Raw genomic sequence first — 18,948 nt, 5'->3', positions numbered from 1 at the left:
GGTCCACCACCTCAGGCCGGGTCCAGGGCGACCAGCGGCTGGTCGTACTCCACCGGCTGGCCGTCGGCGACCAGCACCTCGGTCACCCGGCCGGCCCGGTCGGCGGTGATCTCGTTCATCAGCTTCATCGCCTCGACGATGCCGACCACCTGCCCGGGTCGTACCAGGTCGCCGACGGTCACGAAGGGCGCGGCGCCGGGCTCGGGCGCCCGATAGAAGGTGCCGACCATGGGCGAGCGCACCGCGCTGCGAGGGACCGGCGGCACCGGCGGCACACCGACTCCGACCGCGACGGTGGGTACGGGCGACGCGGGGTGTACGGCCGACGCGGCGGGTGCGGTCGGCGTGCCGGGTGTGGGGGCGAGCGGGATGGTTCCGGCCTCGTGCTGCCATTCCACCTCCAGCTCGGCCCCGCCGGCACACAACCTGAGGCGGCGCAACGGACCGGGCAGCTCGGCGACGAGTCGGCCGGCGTGCCGCCGCAACCCGGTCAGCGTGGCCTCGGTGTCCGCCTCGTCGCGCGCTCCGGACTCCGATCCGGCGAGGTCCGGCCGGTGCGGGTCCGATCGGTGTGACTCCGGCCGGTGCGGGTCCGATCGGGGCGGGTCCGTCACGCCGGCCGCGGCCGGTGCGGGTGGCGGGCAGGTGGGCTCCGGAACGTGCTCGTCCCTCGGCGTCGGGGCGGGCGCCGGCTGCCTCACGGCTGCCGCTGGCCGGTCGACCGGTGCCGCGACACCGGGCCCCGGCAGTCCGCCCTCCAGGCCGCCCGGCACCGGCGGCCGGACCGTCGGGGTACCGGCGACGGCGGGCACGGTGCCGCCCGGGGCGCTCACCGGGCACCCGCCCGCAGGCCGGTCCGGGCCGCGCCGAACCGGCGGAACCGGCGTCGGCGGCGCTGCACCAGCGTGGCGACCGGCAACTCCAGCAGCGGCAGCAGGTTCGTCAGCACCGCCTCGCGGACCGCGTGGGCCACCGCCTCCGGGTCGTCGGCGGCCGAGCCGGGTGGTTCGGGCACCACCTCGTCGACGATGCCGAGCCGGATCAGGTCCGGGGCGGTCAGCTTCAGTGCCCGGGCCGCCTCCGGCGCGGCGGTCCGGCCCGGCCAGAGAATCGCGGCGCAGCCCTCCGGGCTGATCACCGAGTAGACCGCGTGCTGGAGCATCAGCACCCGGTCGGCGACCGCGAGGGCGAGCGCGCCGCCGCTGCCGCCCTCGCCGGTGACCACGGTGACGACCGGGGTGGGCAGCACGCTCATCGTCAGGATGTTCTCCGCGATGGCGGCGGCCTGGCCGTGCTGCTCGGCGGCGATGCCGGGGTCGGCGCCCGGGGTGTCCACCAGGGTCACCACCGGCAGGCCGAGCCGGGCGGCGAGTCGCATCAGCCGCAGCGCCTTGCGGTGCCCGGCCGGGCTGGCCATGCCGAAGTTGCGGGCCACCAGTTCGGCACTGGTGTGTCCCTTCTGGTGCCCGATCACCATCAGGTGCCGGCCGTCGAGCCGGGCCAGTCCACCGACCACGGCCGGGCAGTCGCCGCCGAGCCGGTCGCCGTGCAGCTCGGTGAACCCGTCGAAGGCGGTCTCCAGGTAGTCCAGCGTGGTCGGGCGGGCGGGATGCCGGGCCAGCCGTACCGTCGCCCAGGCGTCCCGGGTCGTCGACTCCGGGTCCGCGACCGGGCCGACGGGACGCGTCGACGTGGGCGCGACGCCGGGTCGACGCCCGCCGGCCGCGGCGGCGAGCAACGTCGTCAGCCGGGCGCGCAGCGCGTGCCGGGGCACCACCATGTCGACCTGGCCGTGCCGCAGCAGGAACTCGGCGGTCTGGAAGCCCTCCGGCAGGTTCCGTCCGGTGACCTGGCGGATCACCCGGGGGCCGGCGAAGCCCATCCGGGCGCCGCTCTCGGCGATCACCAGGTCGGTGCAGGTGGCGAACGAGGCGGCCACTCCCCCGTACGTCGGGTCGGTGAGCACGCTGACGGTGAGCAGCCCGGCCTCCCGCAGTGCGGCGATCGCCTGGCTGACGGTGGCCATCTGCATCAGGGACAGGGCGCCCTCCTGCATCCGGGCGCCCCCGGAGGCGGTGACCAGGACCAGCGGGACGCCGGCCGCCAGCGCCTCCTCGGCGGTGCGGGTGATCAGTTCACCGACCGCGCTGCCCAGACTGCCGCCGAGGAACCGGAAGTCCATCACGGCGAGCGCGCACCGGTACCGGCCGACGGCGGCGGTGCCGCAGAGCACCGCCTCGGCGAGGCCGGTGTCGGCGCGGGCGGCGGTGAGCCGGTGCGGGTACGGCAGCACGTCGACGAAGCCGATCGGGTCCACCTCGGCCGCGCGGTCCGGCAGCGGCTGGAAGGAGGACGGGTCGACCAGTTGACGTACCCGCTCGGGTGCCGCGAGTCGGGCGTGCCGGCCACACTCGGGGCAGACGTCGAGGTTGCGCCGCAGCCGTTTGCGGTACAGCAGGGTGGCGCAGCCGCCACAACGCGACCAGAGCGTCCCGTCGGCCGGCGCGCTGGCGGTCACGACCGTGGCCCGTCGAAGTGGTAGAAGCAGCGGGCCATCGCGTCGCGGGGGGACCGCCAGGTCGGCAGGTACGGCGAGACGTACGGACTCAGTCGGGCGCTGACCCGCTGGAACTCGGGATGGTCCCGGACGGCGGCGACCGCCTCGTCGCCGGGTGACTCGGTCTCCAGCAGGTGCACGTACAGGTCACCGAGCCGGTAGAGCGACCGGTGCCGCACACCGACCAACCGGGGCAGTTCGGTGGTGTCGGACTCGGCGAAGATCTCGGCGACGGTGGCCTCGGCGGTCGGGTCCACCTTCGCGACGATCAGCGTGCGGTCCATGCTGGACCTCCCCCCATGGCCGGTGGTGACACCACCGGATGCCCGGACGACTGCGGCCACGATGCGCCGCCGCGCGTCACCCGAGCGTCACCGGAAGCTCGGCCCACAAGAACGTTTGGTGACGTTCCGTTGACGCTTGCTGTGCCTCACCTGTGTGCCGCCGAACTTCATGATCATCGCAAGTGTGCAGTTCAGAGCCGTGTTCATGAAGCGAGTTTGGTTACTATGCCGACAGCAGCGTTGACCCAGAGTAACTGCGATTGATAATCTTCACGACGGAACCGACCCGTCCCGCAGGGGGTACCGCCGTGGCCGCCGAACCACCCGCGCCGACCACCGGCGAGCACCGCACCGCCGAGGTACGACTGCACTTGCTGGGCGGTTTCCGGCTCACCCACGACACCGCACCGGTGGTGGTGCCCCGAGGACTGCAACGGATCATCGCGCTGATCGGGCTCCGGCCCGACGCGACCCGCGCCCACCTGGCCGGGCTGCTCTGGCCCGAGGCCGGCGAGGACCGCGCACTCTCCTCGCTGCGCACCGCGCTGTGGCGACTGCGGCAGGATCCGTACTGCCCGTTGACCACCACCGCCGACACCATCCGCCTCGACCCGCTGGTCACCGTGGACGTCGACCGGCTGATCGAGACCGCCGCCCGGGTACGCGACGGCCAGGCGCCCGAAGACGCCGCCGAGGCGCTGGCCGCCGGGCGGCACGACCTGCTGCCCGGCTGGTACGAGGACTGGGTGCTGACCGACCGGGAACGGCTGCGCCAGCTCGGGCTGCACATGCTGGAACAGGTCGCCGCCCAGCATCTGGCCGCCGGCCGGCACGGCGAGGCCCTCGAGGCGGCGCTGGAGGCGATGTCCGCCGAACCGCTGCGCGAGACGCCGCACCGGCTGGTGGTCCGCATCCACCTCGCCGAGGGCAACGCCTTCGAGGCGGTACACGCCTTCTATGTCTACCGCGACCTGCTGCTGCGGGAACTGCGCCTGGAACCGTCCCCGGCGATGAGCGCGCTGCTCGACGAGACGCTGGAACCGATCCGCCGGGCCACCCGGGTACCGGCGGAGACCGGCCACCCGGGCGGCCGGGCGCGGTTCCGGACCCGCTGACTCACCGGTACCGCTGACTCACCGGTACCGCTGACCCGCCGGACCCGCCGACCCGCCGGTGGCGTCACCGGCCCGACCGGTCGCGTTGACGGGCAGGTGACAGTCCGCCGGACAGGGTGACACCGGACAGCCGTCCGTGGCCCGGCCAGATGCCCGGGCGGGAACACCGGTGAAAGGGGTCCGATGAGCCGTCTAGTGATCGTGAACAGGATCATCCCGGGAGCGGAGGGACGGGTGGCACAGATATTCGCCGAGTCCGACGCGACCGAACTGCCCAGCCTGACCGGGGTCCGTCACCGGTCCCTGTACTGCCTGCACGACCTGTGCGTACACCTGATGGAGACCGACGACGTCGGCACGGACGCCCTCGCGGCGGCCCGCAACCACCCGCTGTACCGCGAGGTCAACGAGCGGCTCTCCGCGCACACCTCGCCGTACCTGCCGACCTGGCGCTCCCCCCGCGACGCGATCGCCAGCTGCTTCTACCGCTGGGACGCCGCGGACGTCCCGGCGCCCCGCGTGGCCGGCTGACCGGCGGTCGGCTGATGTCCACCCGAGCACCGCACGTGCTGGTCATCGGCGCGGGCACCGGCGGTCTCTGCCTGGCGCACGGGCTGCGCCGGGCCGGGATCAGCGTCGCCGTGTACGAGCGGCACCGGACCCGGGCCGACGGGCTGCTCGGTTACCGGGTGGGCATCGGGCCCACCGGCAGCCGGGCGCTGCGCGACTGCCTGCCGCCCGAGCTGTTCCGGATCTACCTGGCCACCTGTGCCCGCTCGCCCCGCTACTTCAACGTGCTCACCCAGCGGATGCGGCACACCGCGTCGTTCCCGTTGCGACCGGACACCGACCCGGTGGACACCGAACGGTCGGTGGCCCGGATGACGCTGCGTCAGGTGCTGTTGACCGGCATGGAGGACGTGGTGCACTTCGACCGCACCTTCACGCACTACGAGCAGCACGACGACGGTACGGTCACCGCGTACTTCGCCGACGGCACCAGCGCGGTCGGCGACCTGCTGGTGGCGGCGGACGGCACGCACTCCGCGGTCCGCCGGCAGTACCTGCCGCACGCCACCGTCCGGGACGCCGGCACCGTCAACATCGCCACCCGGATCCCGCTCACCGCACACACCCGGGGACTGCTGCCGGAGACCGTCCGGCGCGGCATCTCACTGATCTTCGGGACCGGTGGGGTAATGGGCGTCCTGCACGTGATGGAGTTCAAGTGGGACGGCGACGGACGACTCAAGCCGGACGTCCCGCCCGCCGACGCGGCCCTGCTGGCCGACTGGCCGGGGCTGCGACACGACCCGACCCGCGACAACATCAACCTGGTGGTGTGGAGCACCGCGCGGCGCTTCCCGGTGGACGTGCTGCGCCGTCGGGGCGGGGATCTGGTCCAAGTGGCGCTGGAGTTGACCGCCGACTGGCACCCGACCCTGCGCGAACTGCTCAGCCGCGCCGACCCGGACAGCGCCCTGCCGATCCGGGTGTCCACATCGGAGCACGTGCCACCGTGGAAGAGCAGCACCGTCACGCTGCTCGGTGACGCGATCCACACCATGACGCCGGGTCGGGGTGTCGGCGCCAACACCGCGTTGCGCGACGCCAACCTGCTGCGGCGGCACCTGGTCCACGCCGTGGCCGGCGAGAAGACGCTGGTGCAGGCGGTGGCCGACTACGAGGCGACCATGCTGCCGTACGGCTTCGCCCGGGTGGCCGACTCGTTGAACCGCAGCGGCACCAACGGTGACGACCGGATGTACAAGCCGGTGTTCGGCCGACTCGCACTACTCGGCGCACGCGGATACTTCCGGGTCACCAGCCGGGTACCGCCGCTGCGCCGCAAGTTCGTCGACGACTTCTACACCTATCGCGGCGAGGAAGACTGATCCGTCCCCACCCGACCCCCGGCACGACGACCCCGTGCCGGGGGTCGCCGTGCCGGCGTCGTGGTGTACCCACCGTGTCCACACCGTCCGTTCCGCCTCGGACACCTGCGGTGAACCCCGTCCCGCGAGTACGGACTGTTACATGGCCTGCCTGTTGCCCCGGCCCCACGTGTGCGAAGCTGCGGCGAGCTTTTTTCGCGACGATTCGGACGTAGGACTTCAGGGAGGTTTACCGTGGGCGACTCCTTCGGGAGCTGGCTGATACTGCTCGTGGCGCTGCTGGCAGGTCTGGCGGTGGGCTGGGTGCTGCTGCGCGGGCGACGGGGCGAACCTCCCGCGTCGACCACCGCGAGCACCACCACCAGCGAGCCGACCCCGGCCGCCACCGTCAGCGAGCCGACCCCGGCCGCCGTCGAGACCGAGCCGACCCCCGCCGCCGTCGAGACCGCGCCGGCCCCCGCCGCCACCATCGCGGAAGCGGCCCCGACCGCAGTGGAGACCGAGCCGGCTCCGACCGCGGCCGAGAGCGAGACCTCCGCCGCCGCGACCGAGGCGGCGCCGACCACCGTCGAGGCCGCGCCCGTCGCTGAGACCGCGCCTGTCGCCGAGCCCGAGACCTCCGCCGTTGTCGAGGCCGAGCCGGCGTCGACCACCGTCGAGACCGCGCCTGCGGTGGACGTCGAGCCGGCCGCCACCCAGCCGGTGGTCGACGCGCCGGTGAGCACCAACACCGCCCCGGCCGGGGACGTCGTCACCGCGCCGACGACCGTCGACGCGACGGCGGCAGCCGAGCCCGAGCCCGTCCCGGCGGTGTCCGCCACGCCGGTCACCACCGAGCCGGTCACCCCTGAGCCGGTCACCCCGGACCCCGTCGCCGAGCCGGCCGTCACCGAGTCCGCCACGTCGCCGGTCGCCCCTGAGCCCACCGCGTCGCCGGTCACCACCGAGCCGGTCGCCGCTGAGCCGGTCACCACCGAGCCCGTCGCCGCTGAGCCGGTCGCCGCTGAGCCGGCCACCACCGAGCCGGTGGCATCCACCGAGCCGGTGGCATCCACCGAGCCGGTGGCAGCCACCTCGGTGGCCGCGCCCGCTGCCGGCGCGGCGGACGACTTCCGGCGTATCCAGGGTGTCGGGCCGAAGATGGCCGCCGCGCTGCAGGGCGCGGGCATCCTCACGTACCGGCAGTTGGCCGAGCTGGACGAGGCCGCGCTGCGGGAGGTCATCAAGGGTGCCGGGCTGCGCGCCACCGCGAGCCTGGTCACCTGGCCACAGCAGGCGAAGGTGCTGGCGGCCGGCGGCACCGACTGACGGCACGCCCCCACACGGGCCGCCGACGCGGACGGGTCTTCGGACCGTCCCGGGTCGGCGGTCCGTTCCGTTGCGGTCACCGTGTTGCCGGTGATGGTGTCCGGGGACACGGCCCGTCGACGGGGACGCGCCGGCCTCCGTTTGGCCGTTCGGTCCGTCTGGGTACAAGGCCCGGCACCGTGCAACCCACCGGACCGTGGAGGAAGCCATGCGTGGCACGTCGATATTCGGAGTCCTGGTCGTGATCTGGCTCATCATCGGCGCGGTCGCCGCCGGTCAGCGCGGCTACTACGACAACGAGGAGACCAACTGTGCCGAGTTGGGCACCATACTGGTGACCATCGTCGCCGGGCCGCTCAACTACGTCGGCGCCAACCCCCAGGTCGAATGCGAACTGCCGCAGCCCTCGCAGTGACTCTTCCCGGGTGGCGCCGGGTGACCCCCACCCGGCGCCCCCAACACCCCAACACCACCCGACATCACTCGTCGGCGCACACCTCGCACGAAGAAGATCACGCTCGATCCAGGATCGAGTGGCCTCGTAGCGCGACGCCAGCCACTCGATCCCGGATCGAGCGTGATCTTGCGGAGAGAGCGACGGTCACCGGCCCAGGACGGGGGTGCCGGGCCCAGGACGGGGGTGCCGGGGCGGACGTGACCGGCCCCCCGCGCCCGGTCACGAAGGACCAGGCGGCGGAGGGCCGGGCGGCGGAGGGCCGGGCGTACGGGTGGGTCAGCGGAAACAGTGCGCCACGGGCACACGGCTCCCCTCGCAGTTGGTGGGGTTGTTCTCGATGACGACGGTGTCGTCGTCGATCTTGATCTGGGCCCGCTCGACGTGCACGCCGCCGGCCTGCACGGTCGCCCGGTTGCCGGTCACCTGGCTGCGATAGAGCGAGGCGTTCCCGGCGGTGACGAACAGCCCGGCACCCAGGGACTGCGGCCCGACCGCCGCGTTGGCCTGCACGTCGCTGCCGCGCACCAGCAGGTTGGACTTCTCGGCGTAGATGCCGCCACCGTTGCCTCGGGTGGTGTTGTCCTGGATCACGCTGTCGTCCAGCGGCAGCAGGCCCTGGACGGTGGAGATACCGCCACCGGCCACCGCGGCCAGGTTGTCCCGGATCGTCATCTGCCGCAACACCAGCACCGCGTCCGAGTTGGCCAGGCCACCGCCGGTCTGGGCGCTGTTGCCGATCACCGCGCTGTCGAAGACCTTGGTACGCGCGGAGAAGCTGGCCAGGCCACCGCCCTGCCCGGCGTTGTTCTGCACGAAGGTGGAGGAGTACACGTCACCGGCGGCCCGGAAGTTGGCCAGGCCACCGCCGTAGCTGACCGCGCTGTTGTGCCGGAACTCGGTGCGGTGCATGGTCATCACACCGCCGTTGAGCAGGCCCCCACCCTTGCCCTGGGCGCCGGCGGCACGGTTGCCGATCAGCCGGCTGTCGCTGATCTGGAGGTTGCCGTCGTTGAAGATGCCTCCGCCGCCGCCCTCGGGGGACAGCGAGGTGCTGTTCACCACGGTGACTCCCTCGACCACCGCGGTCGCGCCGTGCACCACGAAGAGGCTGCCGCCCTCCAGCTTCGACCGACCGTTGCGCAGGGTCACGTCACGCAGGGTCAGCTCGCCGCCGTCCCGGACGGTGAAGAACCGGAACTCCTCGGCGTCGGCGGCGCGCACGATGGAGGCGCCGGAGCCCTCGATGGTGATGCCGTGATAGATGACCGGCAGTCCGGCCTTGTCGTCGGCCGGGTCGCGCGGCGGCGCCTCGGCGTCGCCCGGGGTCTCGGCGGCGTCCGCGGCCTCCCGCGCGTCGCGGATACCACCGTCGTACTCGTCGACCTGCGCGAAGGCGTGGGTCAGGGTGTAGGTGCACTCCTCGGCCAGGCGCAGCGTCGCGCCGCCCTCGGCGTTGGCGCGGACCAGCGCCGCGATGAGTCGGGCGGAGTCGCACGGCACCTTGATCGTCTCGGCCCGCGACGGACGACCGTTGCGGGCCGGTCGGTCGGCGGACGCGTCGTCGCCACGCCCGGAGGCGGCGCCGTCGCGGCGGCCGTCCCGCGCGCCCTCCGGTTCGCCGCCGTCCCGCGCGCCCTCCGGTTGCCCACCGTCGTGCCGCCACTCGGGGCGCTGCCGGTCCGGACGTTGCCGCGCGGAGTCGGGATCGGGGCCGGCGTCCGGGACGCCGGGGACGTCGGAGTACATCGCGGCGGGCCGCTCCGGGCTCGGCGCCGGTGTGTTGCTCTCGGTGGCGGAGGCGACGGCGGTCACGCCCGCCGCTCCGACCACCAGGGTTCCCGCCATCAGGCCGCCGGCCAGCAGCCAGCGGGACCGCCGTCCGGGTCGACCCGACCCGGGGCTGCCTCGGTAGGTGGACATCAAGGTTCCTGCCTCTCGTGCATGCGAAGACACGGCCGCGCCGAACCGGGCGCGGGGTGGCGGACGTCGCCTCCGCCACCAGAGGTCACCGTACGGCGATCAAAGGTTCATATCCGGCATACGTGAATAAGTACGCCACTCGCGTTCATGTTGTCTCAGAGAGGACCCGAGTCATCCGCCGACGTGGATGCCCGGCCGCCGGGCCGGGTCCGGCTCGGACTTGCGCAGGATCTCCCGGACCACCGGCGGCGTGTCGCCCCGTCCCAGGATCAGATAGCGCAGCAGGTGCGCGATCGGGTTGCCCTCGGACCACTCGAAGTGCGCGTGCGGACGTACGCCGGTGGCGTCACGCAGCGCCAGCAGGATCGCGGCGATGGCGTTCGGCGCGGCCGGGCTGCTGGCCCGCAGCACCCGGTACCCGCCCACCTCGACGCCGCACACCCGCAGCACGTGCCGGAACCCGGACGGGTCCACCACGTCGATCTCCAGGAACAGCACGTCGGTCGCGCCCGGCACCGGGTTCAGCCCACGCTGGGCGCGCTCCTTGATGGTGTACTCCTTGACCGCGCCGCTGCGCCGCTTGTGGGCGATCACGTGCAACCGGCCGTCGTGCGCCACCGAATCGGCGACGAAGCGCCGCGCCACCTCGTCGAACTCGACCCGCTCGGCCCGCAGCTCGGTGGTCCGGCTGACCCGGGAGACCAGCGAGACGGCGATGATGCCGAGGATGAACAGGCCGGAGATGGCGATCCCGTCCGGCTTCTCGATCACGTTCTCCACCAGGGCGTACACCAACACCAGGGTGAGCACGGTGAAGCCGACGGAGGCGGCGCGCTGCCGCCGGGCGACCGCGGCGATGGCCACCGCCACCGACGCGGAGACCATCATCGCCAGGATCCCGGTCGCGTACGCGCCGGCCTGCGCGTCCACGTCGGCGCGGAAGAGGACGGTCAGCACGATGCAGACCAGCGTGTAGACGATCACCACGGGCCGTACCGCACGCGCCCACTCGGGCGCCATGCCGTACGAGGGCAGGTAGCGCGGCACGATGTTGATCAGTCCGGCCATCGCCGAGGCGCCGGCGAACCAGAGGATCAGCACGCTGCTCAGGTCGTAGACGGTGCCGAACGCCTCGCCGACGTGTTCGTGGGCGAGGTAGGCCAGCGCCCGCCCGTTGGCCGCACCGCCCGGCGCGAACTGCTCGGGCGGGATGAGCAGCGTGGTGACGAAGGTGGTGGAGAGCAGGTAGACCGACATGATCAGCGCGGCGACGGTGAGCAGTCGCCGGGTGTTGCGGATGCGCGCGGCCAGCCGGGCCTCGGCGTCCCGGCCCTCCCCGGCGACCAGCGGCATCATGCTCACCCCGGTCTCGAAGCCGGAGAGTCCCAGCACCAGCAGCGGGAACGCCAGCGCCGCGGTCAGCGCCACGCCGCCCGGTCCGCCGCCGCCCGTGGTCAGCGCCGCCGTCCAGTCCGCCAGCGGGGCGGGATCGGCGGCGAGGTCGGTCAGCGACACCACCACGATCACCGCGTTCAGCGCCAGGAACACGGCGACCAGTGGCACCGCCACCGCCACCGCCTCCCGGAAGCCGAGCAGGAACACCCCGCCCAGGATCAGCAGCAGCACCACGGTGACCGTGACCGCCACGGCGGTCCCGCCGAACGCGTCCGGCAGGTACGGGTTCTGCAACATGTGCACCGTGGCGTCGGCCGAGGAGAGGGTGATCGTCACGATCCACGAGGTGGCGACGAAACCGAGCAGCACCAGGACGAAGACCTTGCCCCGCCAGAACGGCAGCAGCCGTTCGAGCATCGCCACCGACCCCTGGCCGTGCGGGCTCTCCCCGGCCACCCGGCGGTACATCGGCAGCATGCCGAACAGGGTCAGCGCCACGATCAGCAGCGTCGCCAGCGGGGAGAGCGCCCCGGCGGCCAGCGCGGCGATGCCGGGCAGGTACGACAGGGTGGAGAAGTAGTCGACGCCGGTCAGGCACATCACCCGCCACCAGGCCTGCGACCGGGTCTGCCCCTCGGCCGTCTCCGGTCCGACCGGCTGCACCTGGTGCACGAACAGCCACTGGCGCAGCCGGCTCTCCGGCCGGGCCGGGCCGGCCGGTACCGCGACCCGGTCGGGCACGGTGACCCGTCGACCGGCCCGTTCGCCGGGGCGGGTGGGGTCCCGCGCGGCACGCAGCGACGGTTCCGGTGTCCCGGACGCCGGGCGGCGCCGGTCCCGGCCCCGTCGCGCTCTGGTCCCGTCCCCCATCGCGGTCAGCCGCCGGGCGGTGTGGCCAGCGCGCGGGCCAGGGCGGCGGGGTCGTCGACGGTCACCGTCAGCCCGGGATGGCGCGGACGGCCGCCCGGCAGCAGCGCCGGCACCGGTCGCGCGAAGCGGACGCAGAGCCCGGTGGCGGTGGAACTGCCGAAGGTGACGCCGAGGTCGGCGGCGGACAGGCGCGGACCGACCACCCGCCACCAGCGGTAGGGGCCGGTGGTCTCGGTGTCCAGGACGTTCGCCCGATCGGTACGCAGCCGCCAGGGCCCGAACCGCACCGTCAACGTGTCGCCGTCGACCCGTACCCAGGCGGTGGAGGGCCGTACCCCGAGCAGGGCCAGGAGCGGACGCAGCGGCGGGTCGAACCGGAACGGGAAGCGGTGTGTGGTCATCCCCGGACCCGCCGGCCGACCCGGTCCCCCGGCCGACTCGGACGAGGCGGTGCGGCGGGGCGCGGGCGGGGCCGTGCGGCGGGACGCCGGAAGGCAGCGGTCATGGGCGCCGCGTACCCCGCGAAGGCCGGCCGACACCCCCCTGGCCGGCCGGCCTCCTGTTCCCCCCGTGCTCACATACCGGGCGACGTCGCCCGGGCGGGTCGGATGCCCCCGTGCCTCGCCGTCGGGCGAGACGCGGGGACCCCCCGTCCCGGCTACTGCAGGAATGCCCCGAGGGGCGACAGCAGCAACCGACCGAGCGCGGAGGCCGTCTGGTCCAGCCGCGCGCGCTCGCGCTCGTGTCGATGCGGGTCGTGCCGGCATCGCCAGATCCGTTGTGCGTTGCGCCAGGCGACATCCCGGGTGTACTCGATCAGCTCACCCTGGTACCAGTCGTCGATGTCGCCGTTGACCATGTCGATGAGCAGCTGCCACTGCTCAAGGTAGCCCCGGCGCAGGCCGGGGATCTTGTCGGCGAAGATCCGGTTGATCTCCAGGTAGTCGCGGTGCTGGTCGCTGCCCTCGACCGGCTCCGACTCCAGGTAGTCGAACGTCGTGACCAGGGCGAACGGCAGGTCGAAGTTGATGTGCGCGTTGACGCCGGCCGCCGCCGACGGCAACGGCCGGGCGTCCGGGCCGCGCATCCGCTCGAACAGGCAGGCCCACGCCTTGGGCGTACCGGGGCTGGAGTCGCTCCACATCCGCAACGCGTCGAAGTAGCGGGCGGCGAACTCGACGTCCAGCCGGGACAGGAAGACCGGGTCGACGAACCGGTCGGCGTAGAGGCCGTCCAACACGCTCGTGGTGATGGTGAGGTAGAGCTTGTTGAAGTCGGCCAGCGGGCAGCTCTCCAGCAGCGGTGGCAGCCGGACCAGCATGTCCTGGAGCTTGGTCAGGTGGTCGACGACGGCGGGCACGTCGGCCGGGTGATCGGCGAGCAGGTCCACGATGTCCCGGTGCACTGGCCCCCAGACCGGTTCACTCACGCTGCCCCCTCGCTGCTCCCGGCGTCGCGATCCGACGCCGGGCACAGCCTTTCAGGCGGGGACACCGCCGACATCAGTAGAACTACGTATCCGACACCGACACGCGACTACGCAGGAAGATGGCGCTCGCCTGCACCCGGGTACGTACGTGGAGCTTGTCGAAGATGTGCGAGACGTGCACGCCGATGGTCCGTTCGCTGATGAACAGCCGCTGGCCGATCTCCTTGTTGGTCAGCCCCTCGGCCACCGCGGCGAGCACCTCGCGCTCCCGCGCGGTCAACGCGGCCAGCTCGTCACCGGTGCCGGGCGGCGGCTCGACCCGACCGGCGGGGCGTTCCTCCAGCTCCACCCGGGCCCGGCCGGCGAGGGTACGGATCTCCTCGGTGAACGGCACCGCGCCGAGGCCCTGCGCCGCCTGGTACGCCTGCCGGAGCAGTCGGCCGGCGGTCGCCGTTCGGCGGCGGCGGGCCAGCAACGCCTCGGCCTGGCGCAGTCGCGCGTAGGCCGCCGGATACGGATGGTTGCGGCGATCCCACTCGGCTGCCGCCCGCCCCCACAGCTCCGGGTCGCTGTCGTCGAGTCGGCTCACCTCGGCGGCGCAGAGCGCCAGGTAACCGTCGACCACGTCGCGCACCGGACGGGCCGCGGGCACGCTCCGCCCGGCCACCCGGTCGGCGATCTCCCGCAGCCGGCGTACCGCGCTCTGGTCGACCGCGACGGTGCGGCTGGCGTGCGCCTCGGCCTCGGCGCGCAGGCCGTGCCAGACCAGCACGGCGAGGATCACCAGGTCGTCGGAGCGGGTCTCGGTCAGACCGCGCTGCACCGCGTGCCGGGCCACGTCGTGCCGCCCCTGCCACATCGCCAGCCCGGCGCGCAGGGTGAGCAGCGGGATGACGTGCCGGGCTCCGCCGCCGGCCAGCATGGTGGCCGCCGCGTCCAGGTCCCGGGCGGCGGCCTCGACGTCGCCGTACCCGACCGACAGCTTGCACCGGGCCAGCAGCAGCTCCACCGCGTCCGCCCCGGACGGGCGGTGCCGCAGCGCCGCCGCGATGACCTTCTCCGCCTCGGCCCACTGCCCCACCCGGAACAGCCCGTTGGTGGCGACGGCCAGCAGCCGGGTCTCGTAGGCACGACCCAACCCCAGCTCGGCCACCCGCTCGGCGCCCCGGCGGGCCACCACCACCCCCTCCTCGAGGATGTTCAGCGGCCCGGTGAGCAGCTCGGCCAGGTGCAGGTAGGCCCGTGCCACGTCCTCCGGGCGACCGGCCCGCTCGGCGGTCTCCAGCGCCCGCCGCAGCACCGCCAGGCCGGCGTCCGGATCCTCCAGGTACGCCTCGGAGAAGCCCAACGCCGCGCTGGCCAGCACCACTTCGGTGGTGGCTCCGTCGACCTGCTCCGCCAGGGCCAGCGCCTCCCGCGCGCGCTGGCCCGCGTCGGCGTACCGGCCCAGGTAGACCAGCAGGTCCGCCAGGTGTGCGGCGGCGGCGGCCCGCTGGCGGGGTGTGCAGTCCGCGGTGTCCAGCGCCTGCTGGTACTCCACCTCGGCCAGCGCCGACCGTCCGGCGGCGGCCAGATATCGCGCCCGCCGGATGTGCAGCTCGCAGGCGGGCAGGTCGGTGTCGGTGTCGGCCAACTCCTCCAGCAGAGCGAGCGCCCGGGCGTACTCGCCGCTCTTGTGCGCGGCCTCGGCGGCCTGACCCAGCAGCGCCGCCCGGTCGACCCCGTCCCGCCCCTGGCTCAGCTCCACCGCCACCGACCAGTGCCGGTGCGCCTCGGCGTAGCCGTACAGCCGCTCGGCCTCCTCGGCGGCGGCCACCGCCGCCGGCAACGCCCGCTCCGGTTCGCCGGCCAACCGCCAGTGGTGCGCCAGCCGGGCCTGGTGCAGCTCGCCCGGCGCGGCGGTCAGCGCCTCGGCGTAACGCCGGTGCAGCAGGGCGCGTTCGGCGGGCAGCAGCTCGTCCTCCAGCACCTCGGCGACGAGCCGGTGCCGCAGCCGGTAGCCGTCCTCGGAGCCGACCAGCAGCCGGTGCGCGACGGCGGCCTTGACCGCGACGAGCAGGTCCTGCTCCGGCAGCCCGACCACCTCGGTGAGCAGCCGGTGCTCGACCGGCTCCACTCCGGCGGCGACCGCGTGCACGGCCTGGTGCGCCGGTTGCGGCAACGCGTCCACCCGGGCCAGGAACACCTCGCGCAGCGTGTCGGACAGGTCGTCGCGGCCGTCGCGCAGATCCCGGGACAGCTCCTCCACCACGAACGGGTTGCCGCCGCTGCGTTGCCACAGCCGGTCGGCCGCCTCGGGCGCGAGCGGGGCCCGGACGATCGCCCCGGCGAGTTGCTCGGTGGCGGCACGGTCCAGCGGCGCCAGGTCCAGCACCCGCACCGACCGCAGCCGACGCAACTCGGTCAGCACGCGGCGCAGCGGGTGCGCCCCCTGCAACGACTCCGATCGCACCGCCGCCAGCACCGACAGTTGCAGGTCGCCCAGACCGGCGAGCAGATAGAGCAGCAACTGGCGGGTGGTCCGGTCGACCCACTGGAGGTCGTCCAGGACGAGCACCAGCGGGCGACCACCGGCGATCACGCCCAGTCCCCGGGACACCCGTTCCAGCAGCGCCCCGGCACCGTCCGGCCCGGTCGCGTCCTCGGCGAACACCCCGAGCAACGCGCGCACCGACGCGGTGGCGGCCGGCGGGAGGTCGGCGTCGAGACGCCGCAACGCCTGCCGCAACGGATGCAGCGGTGAGGCGTCGCCGATGTCCAGACAGGATCCGGTGAGCACCAGTGCCCCGGCGGCGCTCAACTGCCCGCCCACCTCGTACAGCAGCCGGGTCTTGCCCACGCCGCTCTCGCCGGTGAGGAAGACCCCGGCGGTGTTTCCCGGCGGAACGTCGTCGAGCAGCGCGGCGCGTACCGTCGCCACCAGGTCGGCCCGACCGACGAGCGGTGTGGTGTCCACGTCGCTGGCCATGGCTCGCAGCCTAGTCACAGCCGCCGCCCCCGTTCTACCGCCGCCGCGCCGCCCCTCCCCCACTCGCGTCGACATTGCGACCGAAGGTTGCGCTCGGCCGACATACGTCGTTCTGCAGATCCGCCGTCGGACCGGGGATGACAGTCTCCGGGACATCGTTGGCACGTACGGGGGGAGAGGCAGGTGCGATCTCGATGCCCATGTCGATTGTCGCAGGTCAGCCGGCCCAGCGAAGGCGCTGGCCGGTAGCCGAGGAACGACGGACGGTCACTGTCCTCTTCGTCGACATCGTCGGGTCGACACGTCTGGTCGACCGGCTCGACCCGGAGGACGTCCGCACACTGCAACGCGTCTACTTCCGCACGGTCGCCCGGGTGCTGCGGCGCTGGGACGGCGTGGTGGAGAAGTACGTCGGTGACGCGGTGATGGCGCTGTTCGGTGCCCGGACCGGGGACGGCTTCGAGGCGTACCGGGCGGTGCGGGCCGGGTTGGAGGTCCAGCGCGCCCTGGACCGCCGGCCGCTGGCAACCGCGCCCGGGCTGCGGGTCCGTGTCGGGGTGGCCACCGGCGAGGCCGTGGTGGACCTGGCCGCCGGGCGCGACGGCGGGCACGGCATGGCCAGTGGCGCGGTGATCACGCTCGCCGCCCGCCTCCAGGAACACGCCCCGCACGGCGGGGTGGCGGTCTGCGCGGCCACGCACCGGGCCGTCGCCGGACTGATCGCGCTGCGCCCGGTGCCGGCGGTGACGGTCAGAGGCAAGACCCTGCCGGTCGGCGTCTGGCACGCCGTGGGCACCGTGGCGCCCCGGCCGCCGCGCCACGACACACCGCTGGTCGGCCGGCACCGTGAGCTGGCCGCCGTCCGGGAACAGCTCGCCGAGGCGGTACGCGGACGCGGCGTACGGCGACTGGTGCTGACCGGTCCGCCGGGCAGCGGACGGAGCCGGTTGCTGCGCGAGCTGGCCCGCAGCACGCCGACGCTGGACGGGGTACCGGTGCGGTGGTGCCTGACCGCCTGCCCGCCGTACCCGGACGGGCCGCTGGCACCCGTCGTGGAGCTGGTGCGGACGCTGGCCGGCAGCCGTACCCCCGCCACCGACACCGACGTGCTCCGCGACCGGCTGGCCGCCGCCCTGGGCGGATCGGTGTCGGGCGAGCACCTGGCGGCGGCATTGGACACAGTGGACGATCTGGTGACCGGCGGCGGGGCCGCCGGTGCCCGAGCGGCGATGCGCTGGCGGGACGTCCTGCTCGGGCTGGCCCGCCGACAGCCGGTGGTGGTGGCCGTGGACGACCTGGACCGGGCCGCCCCGGCACTGCGCCGGCACCTGGACGCCCTGGTCGACCTGGCCACCGCGGACGGGCTGCCGCTGGTGCTGGTCGGCACCGGGGCGGGCGTCGACTCCGCCCGGCCGACGGCCCGGGTCCGGTTACGTCCGCTCGACACGGTGACCGTGGGTCGGCTGCTGCGTCGCCTGCTGCGCCGGGCCGGCCAGCCGGGCGGTCTGGTGGGGCGGCTGATCCCGCTGGTCGGCGGCAATCCCGGGCGGGCGGTGGCGTACGTGCGCTCGCTCGCCGGGGCGGACCCGGCGCGGCTTGCCGTGCCGGAGAGCATCCGGCGGGCCGCCGAAGCCCGGCTGGACCGGTTGGACGGCCCCCGGCGGGCCGCTCTGATGGCGGTCGCCGCCCTTCCGCCCGGCTGTCCCGTCGCGGACCTGGCGCGGGCACTCGGCTGGGCGGCGGCGCAGGTGGAGGCGGCCCTGCGCGCGTTGACCGGGGCGGGCCTGCTCGTCCGGCTGCCCACCGGCGGGCACGCGTTCGTCGACCCGGCGCTGCGGGAGGTCGCCGTCGCCCGGCTTCCCCGGGCGACCCGGGCCACCTTCACCCGCCGGGCCGGTGTCCCGGCCACCGACGCGCCGCCACCCGAGCCGGCAACGGCACGGCCCACGGTCGCGCGGGCGGCATCGACGCATCCAGGATCGGTTCGTTCGGGACCCGCCCGCTCGCAACCGGCCGCGCGGTCGGCGCGGTCCGCATCGGCGGCGCGGTCCGCATCGGCGGCGCCATCGTCATCGACGGCGCGGTCGGCACCTGCCGCGAGGTCGGCGTCGGCCGCAGGGTCGGTGCGGTCGTGGTCAGCGAGCGGCCAGGAAGGACAGCGCGCGCTCCCAGGCGAGCGCGGTGGAGGCCGGATCGTGGTCGGCCTCGGCCGGATCGGTGAACAGGTGACCCGCACCCGGGTAGCCGTGAACGGTGACGTGGGCGCCGGCGGCGGTCATCTCCCGCCGCCACTGGTCGACCTCGTCCGGCGGGTCGTACGGATCCGGGTCGGCCAGGTGCAGCTCGACCGCCAGCCCCGGCCGGGCGTCGGTGGGCGCGCCGCCGGTGCCGTGGAACAGCAGCAGGCCGCCGCTGTCGGGGCGTTCGGCCAGCATCGCGCCGGCCACCCCGGCGCCCATCGAGAACCCGGCGAGCACGGCGTCGGGCGGGAGCCCGTGCAGCGCGGCCCGGGCGCGGTCCAGCACGGTCTGCTGCCCGATCCGGTCGAGCAGGGCGAAGCCCTCCTCGACCGTGTCGACGGCGGGTACCCCGTACAGGTCGGGCGCGTGCACCTGGTGTCCGGCGGCGCGCAGCCGCTCGGCGGCGTCCCGCACCGCGGGCCGCAGCCCGTACACGGAGTGGAAGAGTGCGACATGTCCCATTCGCTCATCGTGCCGGACGGCACCGACACCGTCGGACCGCCGCGCGCG

Annotated in this window: 14 protein-coding genes and 1 pseudogene; 6 read left to right on the top strand and 9 right to left on the bottom strand. The window is 74.1% G+C overall.

What is annotated here, in order from left to right; translation table 11 throughout:
- Positions 1–11: 11 nt before the first annotated feature.
- The 3 genes from accB to ACWDVW_RS22175 form a co-directional block, all read right to left on the bottom strand.
- Positions 12–614 carry an acetyl-CoA carboxylase biotin carboxyl carrier protein gene (gene accB, locus ACWDVW_RS22185; RefSeq protein ID WP_449951951.1) on the bottom strand — a complete coding sequence of 201 codons (603 nt, stop codon included), beginning with the start codon at positions 612–614 and terminating at the stop codon, positions 12–14.
- A gap of 215 nt (positions 615–829) precedes the next feature.
- Entirely contained in the window at positions 830–2,518 is a 1,689-nt protein-coding gene (locus ACWDVW_RS22180) for an acetyl-CoA carboxylase carboxyltransferase subunit alpha (protein WP_449951877.1), read from the bottom strand.
- On the bottom strand, positions 2,515–2,841 hold the full coding sequence (locus ACWDVW_RS22175; RefSeq protein WP_131056042.1) for a TcmI family type II polyketide cyclase: 327 nt from the start codon (positions 2,839–2,841) through the stop codon (positions 2,515–2,517). The genes ACWDVW_RS22180 and ACWDVW_RS22175 overlap by 4 nt, the downstream gene beginning before the upstream one ends.
- 308 nt (positions 2,842–3,149) lie before the next feature.
- On the opposite strand from ACWDVW_RS22175, the gene ACWDVW_RS22170 reads away from it, so the two are divergent.
- The 5 genes from ACWDVW_RS22170 (at position 3,150) to ACWDVW_RS22150 (ending at position 7,574) form a co-directional block, all read left to right on the top strand.
- A complete protein-coding gene (locus ACWDVW_RS22170) occupies positions 3,150–3,956 on the top strand; it encodes an AfsR/SARP family transcriptional regulator (RefSeq protein WP_449951874.1) in 807 nt (268 codons plus the stop codon).
- Between the two features lie 183 nt (positions 3,957–4,139).
- Entirely contained in the window at positions 4,140–4,487 is a 348-nt protein-coding gene (locus tag ACWDVW_RS22165; protein WP_131056046.1) for a TcmI family type II polyketide cyclase, read from the top strand.
- Positions 4,488–4,501: 14 nt separating this feature from the next.
- The gene (locus ACWDVW_RS22160; protein ID WP_449951871.1) at positions 4,502–5,851 is read left to right on the top strand and encodes an FAD-dependent oxidoreductase; all 1,350 of its coding nucleotides are present in this window, start codon (positions 4,502–4,504) and stop codon (positions 5,849–5,851) included.
- Positions 5,852–6,085: 234 nt separating this feature from the next.
- Entirely contained in the window at positions 6,086–7,159 is a 1,074-nt protein-coding gene (locus tag ACWDVW_RS22155) for a helix-hairpin-helix domain-containing protein (protein ID WP_449951868.1), read from the top strand.
- A gap of 208 nt (positions 7,160–7,367) precedes the next feature.
- On the top strand, positions 7,368–7,574 hold the full coding sequence (locus ACWDVW_RS22150) for a hypothetical protein (protein WP_117228195.1): 207 nt from the start codon (positions 7,368–7,370) through the stop codon (positions 7,572–7,574).
- A 318-nt stretch (positions 7,575–7,892) separates the two neighbouring features.
- Here ACWDVW_RS22150 and ACWDVW_RS22145 read toward each other — a convergent pair whose 3' ends face one another.
- The 5 genes from ACWDVW_RS22145 to ACWDVW_RS22125 form a co-directional block, all read right to left on the bottom strand.
- Positions 7,893–9,362, bottom strand: a complete 1,470-nt coding sequence (locus ACWDVW_RS22145) for a hypothetical protein (RefSeq protein ID WP_449951948.1) — start codon at positions 9,360–9,362, stop codon at positions 7,893–7,895.
- A 345-nt stretch (positions 9,363–9,707) separates the two neighbouring features.
- On the bottom strand, positions 9,708–11,801 hold the full coding sequence (locus tag ACWDVW_RS22140) for an amino acid transporter (RefSeq protein WP_449951865.1): 2,094 nt from the start codon (positions 11,799–11,801) through the stop codon (positions 9,708–9,710).
- A 5-nt stretch (positions 11,802–11,806) separates the two neighbouring features.
- Entirely contained in the window at positions 11,807–12,202 is a 396-nt protein-coding gene (locus ACWDVW_RS22135; protein ID WP_449951862.1) for a hypothetical protein, read from the bottom strand.
- A 257-nt stretch (positions 12,203–12,459) separates the two neighbouring features.
- On the bottom strand, positions 12,460–13,230 hold the full coding sequence (locus ACWDVW_RS22130) for a DUF5995 family protein (protein WP_449951859.1): 771 nt from the start codon (positions 13,228–13,230) through the stop codon (positions 12,460–12,462).
- Between the two features lie 82 nt (positions 13,231–13,312).
- Positions 13,313–16,198 carry a helix-turn-helix transcriptional regulator gene (locus ACWDVW_RS22125; protein ID WP_449951856.1) on the bottom strand — a complete coding sequence of 962 codons (2,886 nt, stop codon included), beginning with the start codon at positions 16,196–16,198 and terminating at the stop codon, positions 13,313–13,315.
- A 137-nt stretch (positions 16,199–16,335) separates the two neighbouring features.
- On the opposite strand from ACWDVW_RS22125, the pseudogene ACWDVW_RS22120 reads away from it, so the two are divergent.
- Positions 16,336–17,574 (top strand): annotated as a pseudogene (locus ACWDVW_RS22120) (adenylate/guanylate cyclase domain-containing protein); the annotation flags it as partial.
- Between the two features lie 759 nt (positions 17,575–18,333).
- Here ACWDVW_RS22120 and ACWDVW_RS22115 read toward each other — a convergent pair.
- A complete protein-coding gene (locus ACWDVW_RS22115; RefSeq protein WP_449951945.1) occupies positions 18,334–18,900 on the bottom strand; it encodes a dienelactone hydrolase family protein in 567 nt (188 codons plus the stop codon).
- Positions 18,901–18,948 lie beyond the last annotated feature (48 nt).

The sequence above is a fragment of the Micromonospora sp. NPDC003241 genome (genome assembly GCF_053589795.1).
Note: the sequence above shows the minus strand (reverse complement) of the source record. Positions and strands in the feature narration are given on the sequence as shown.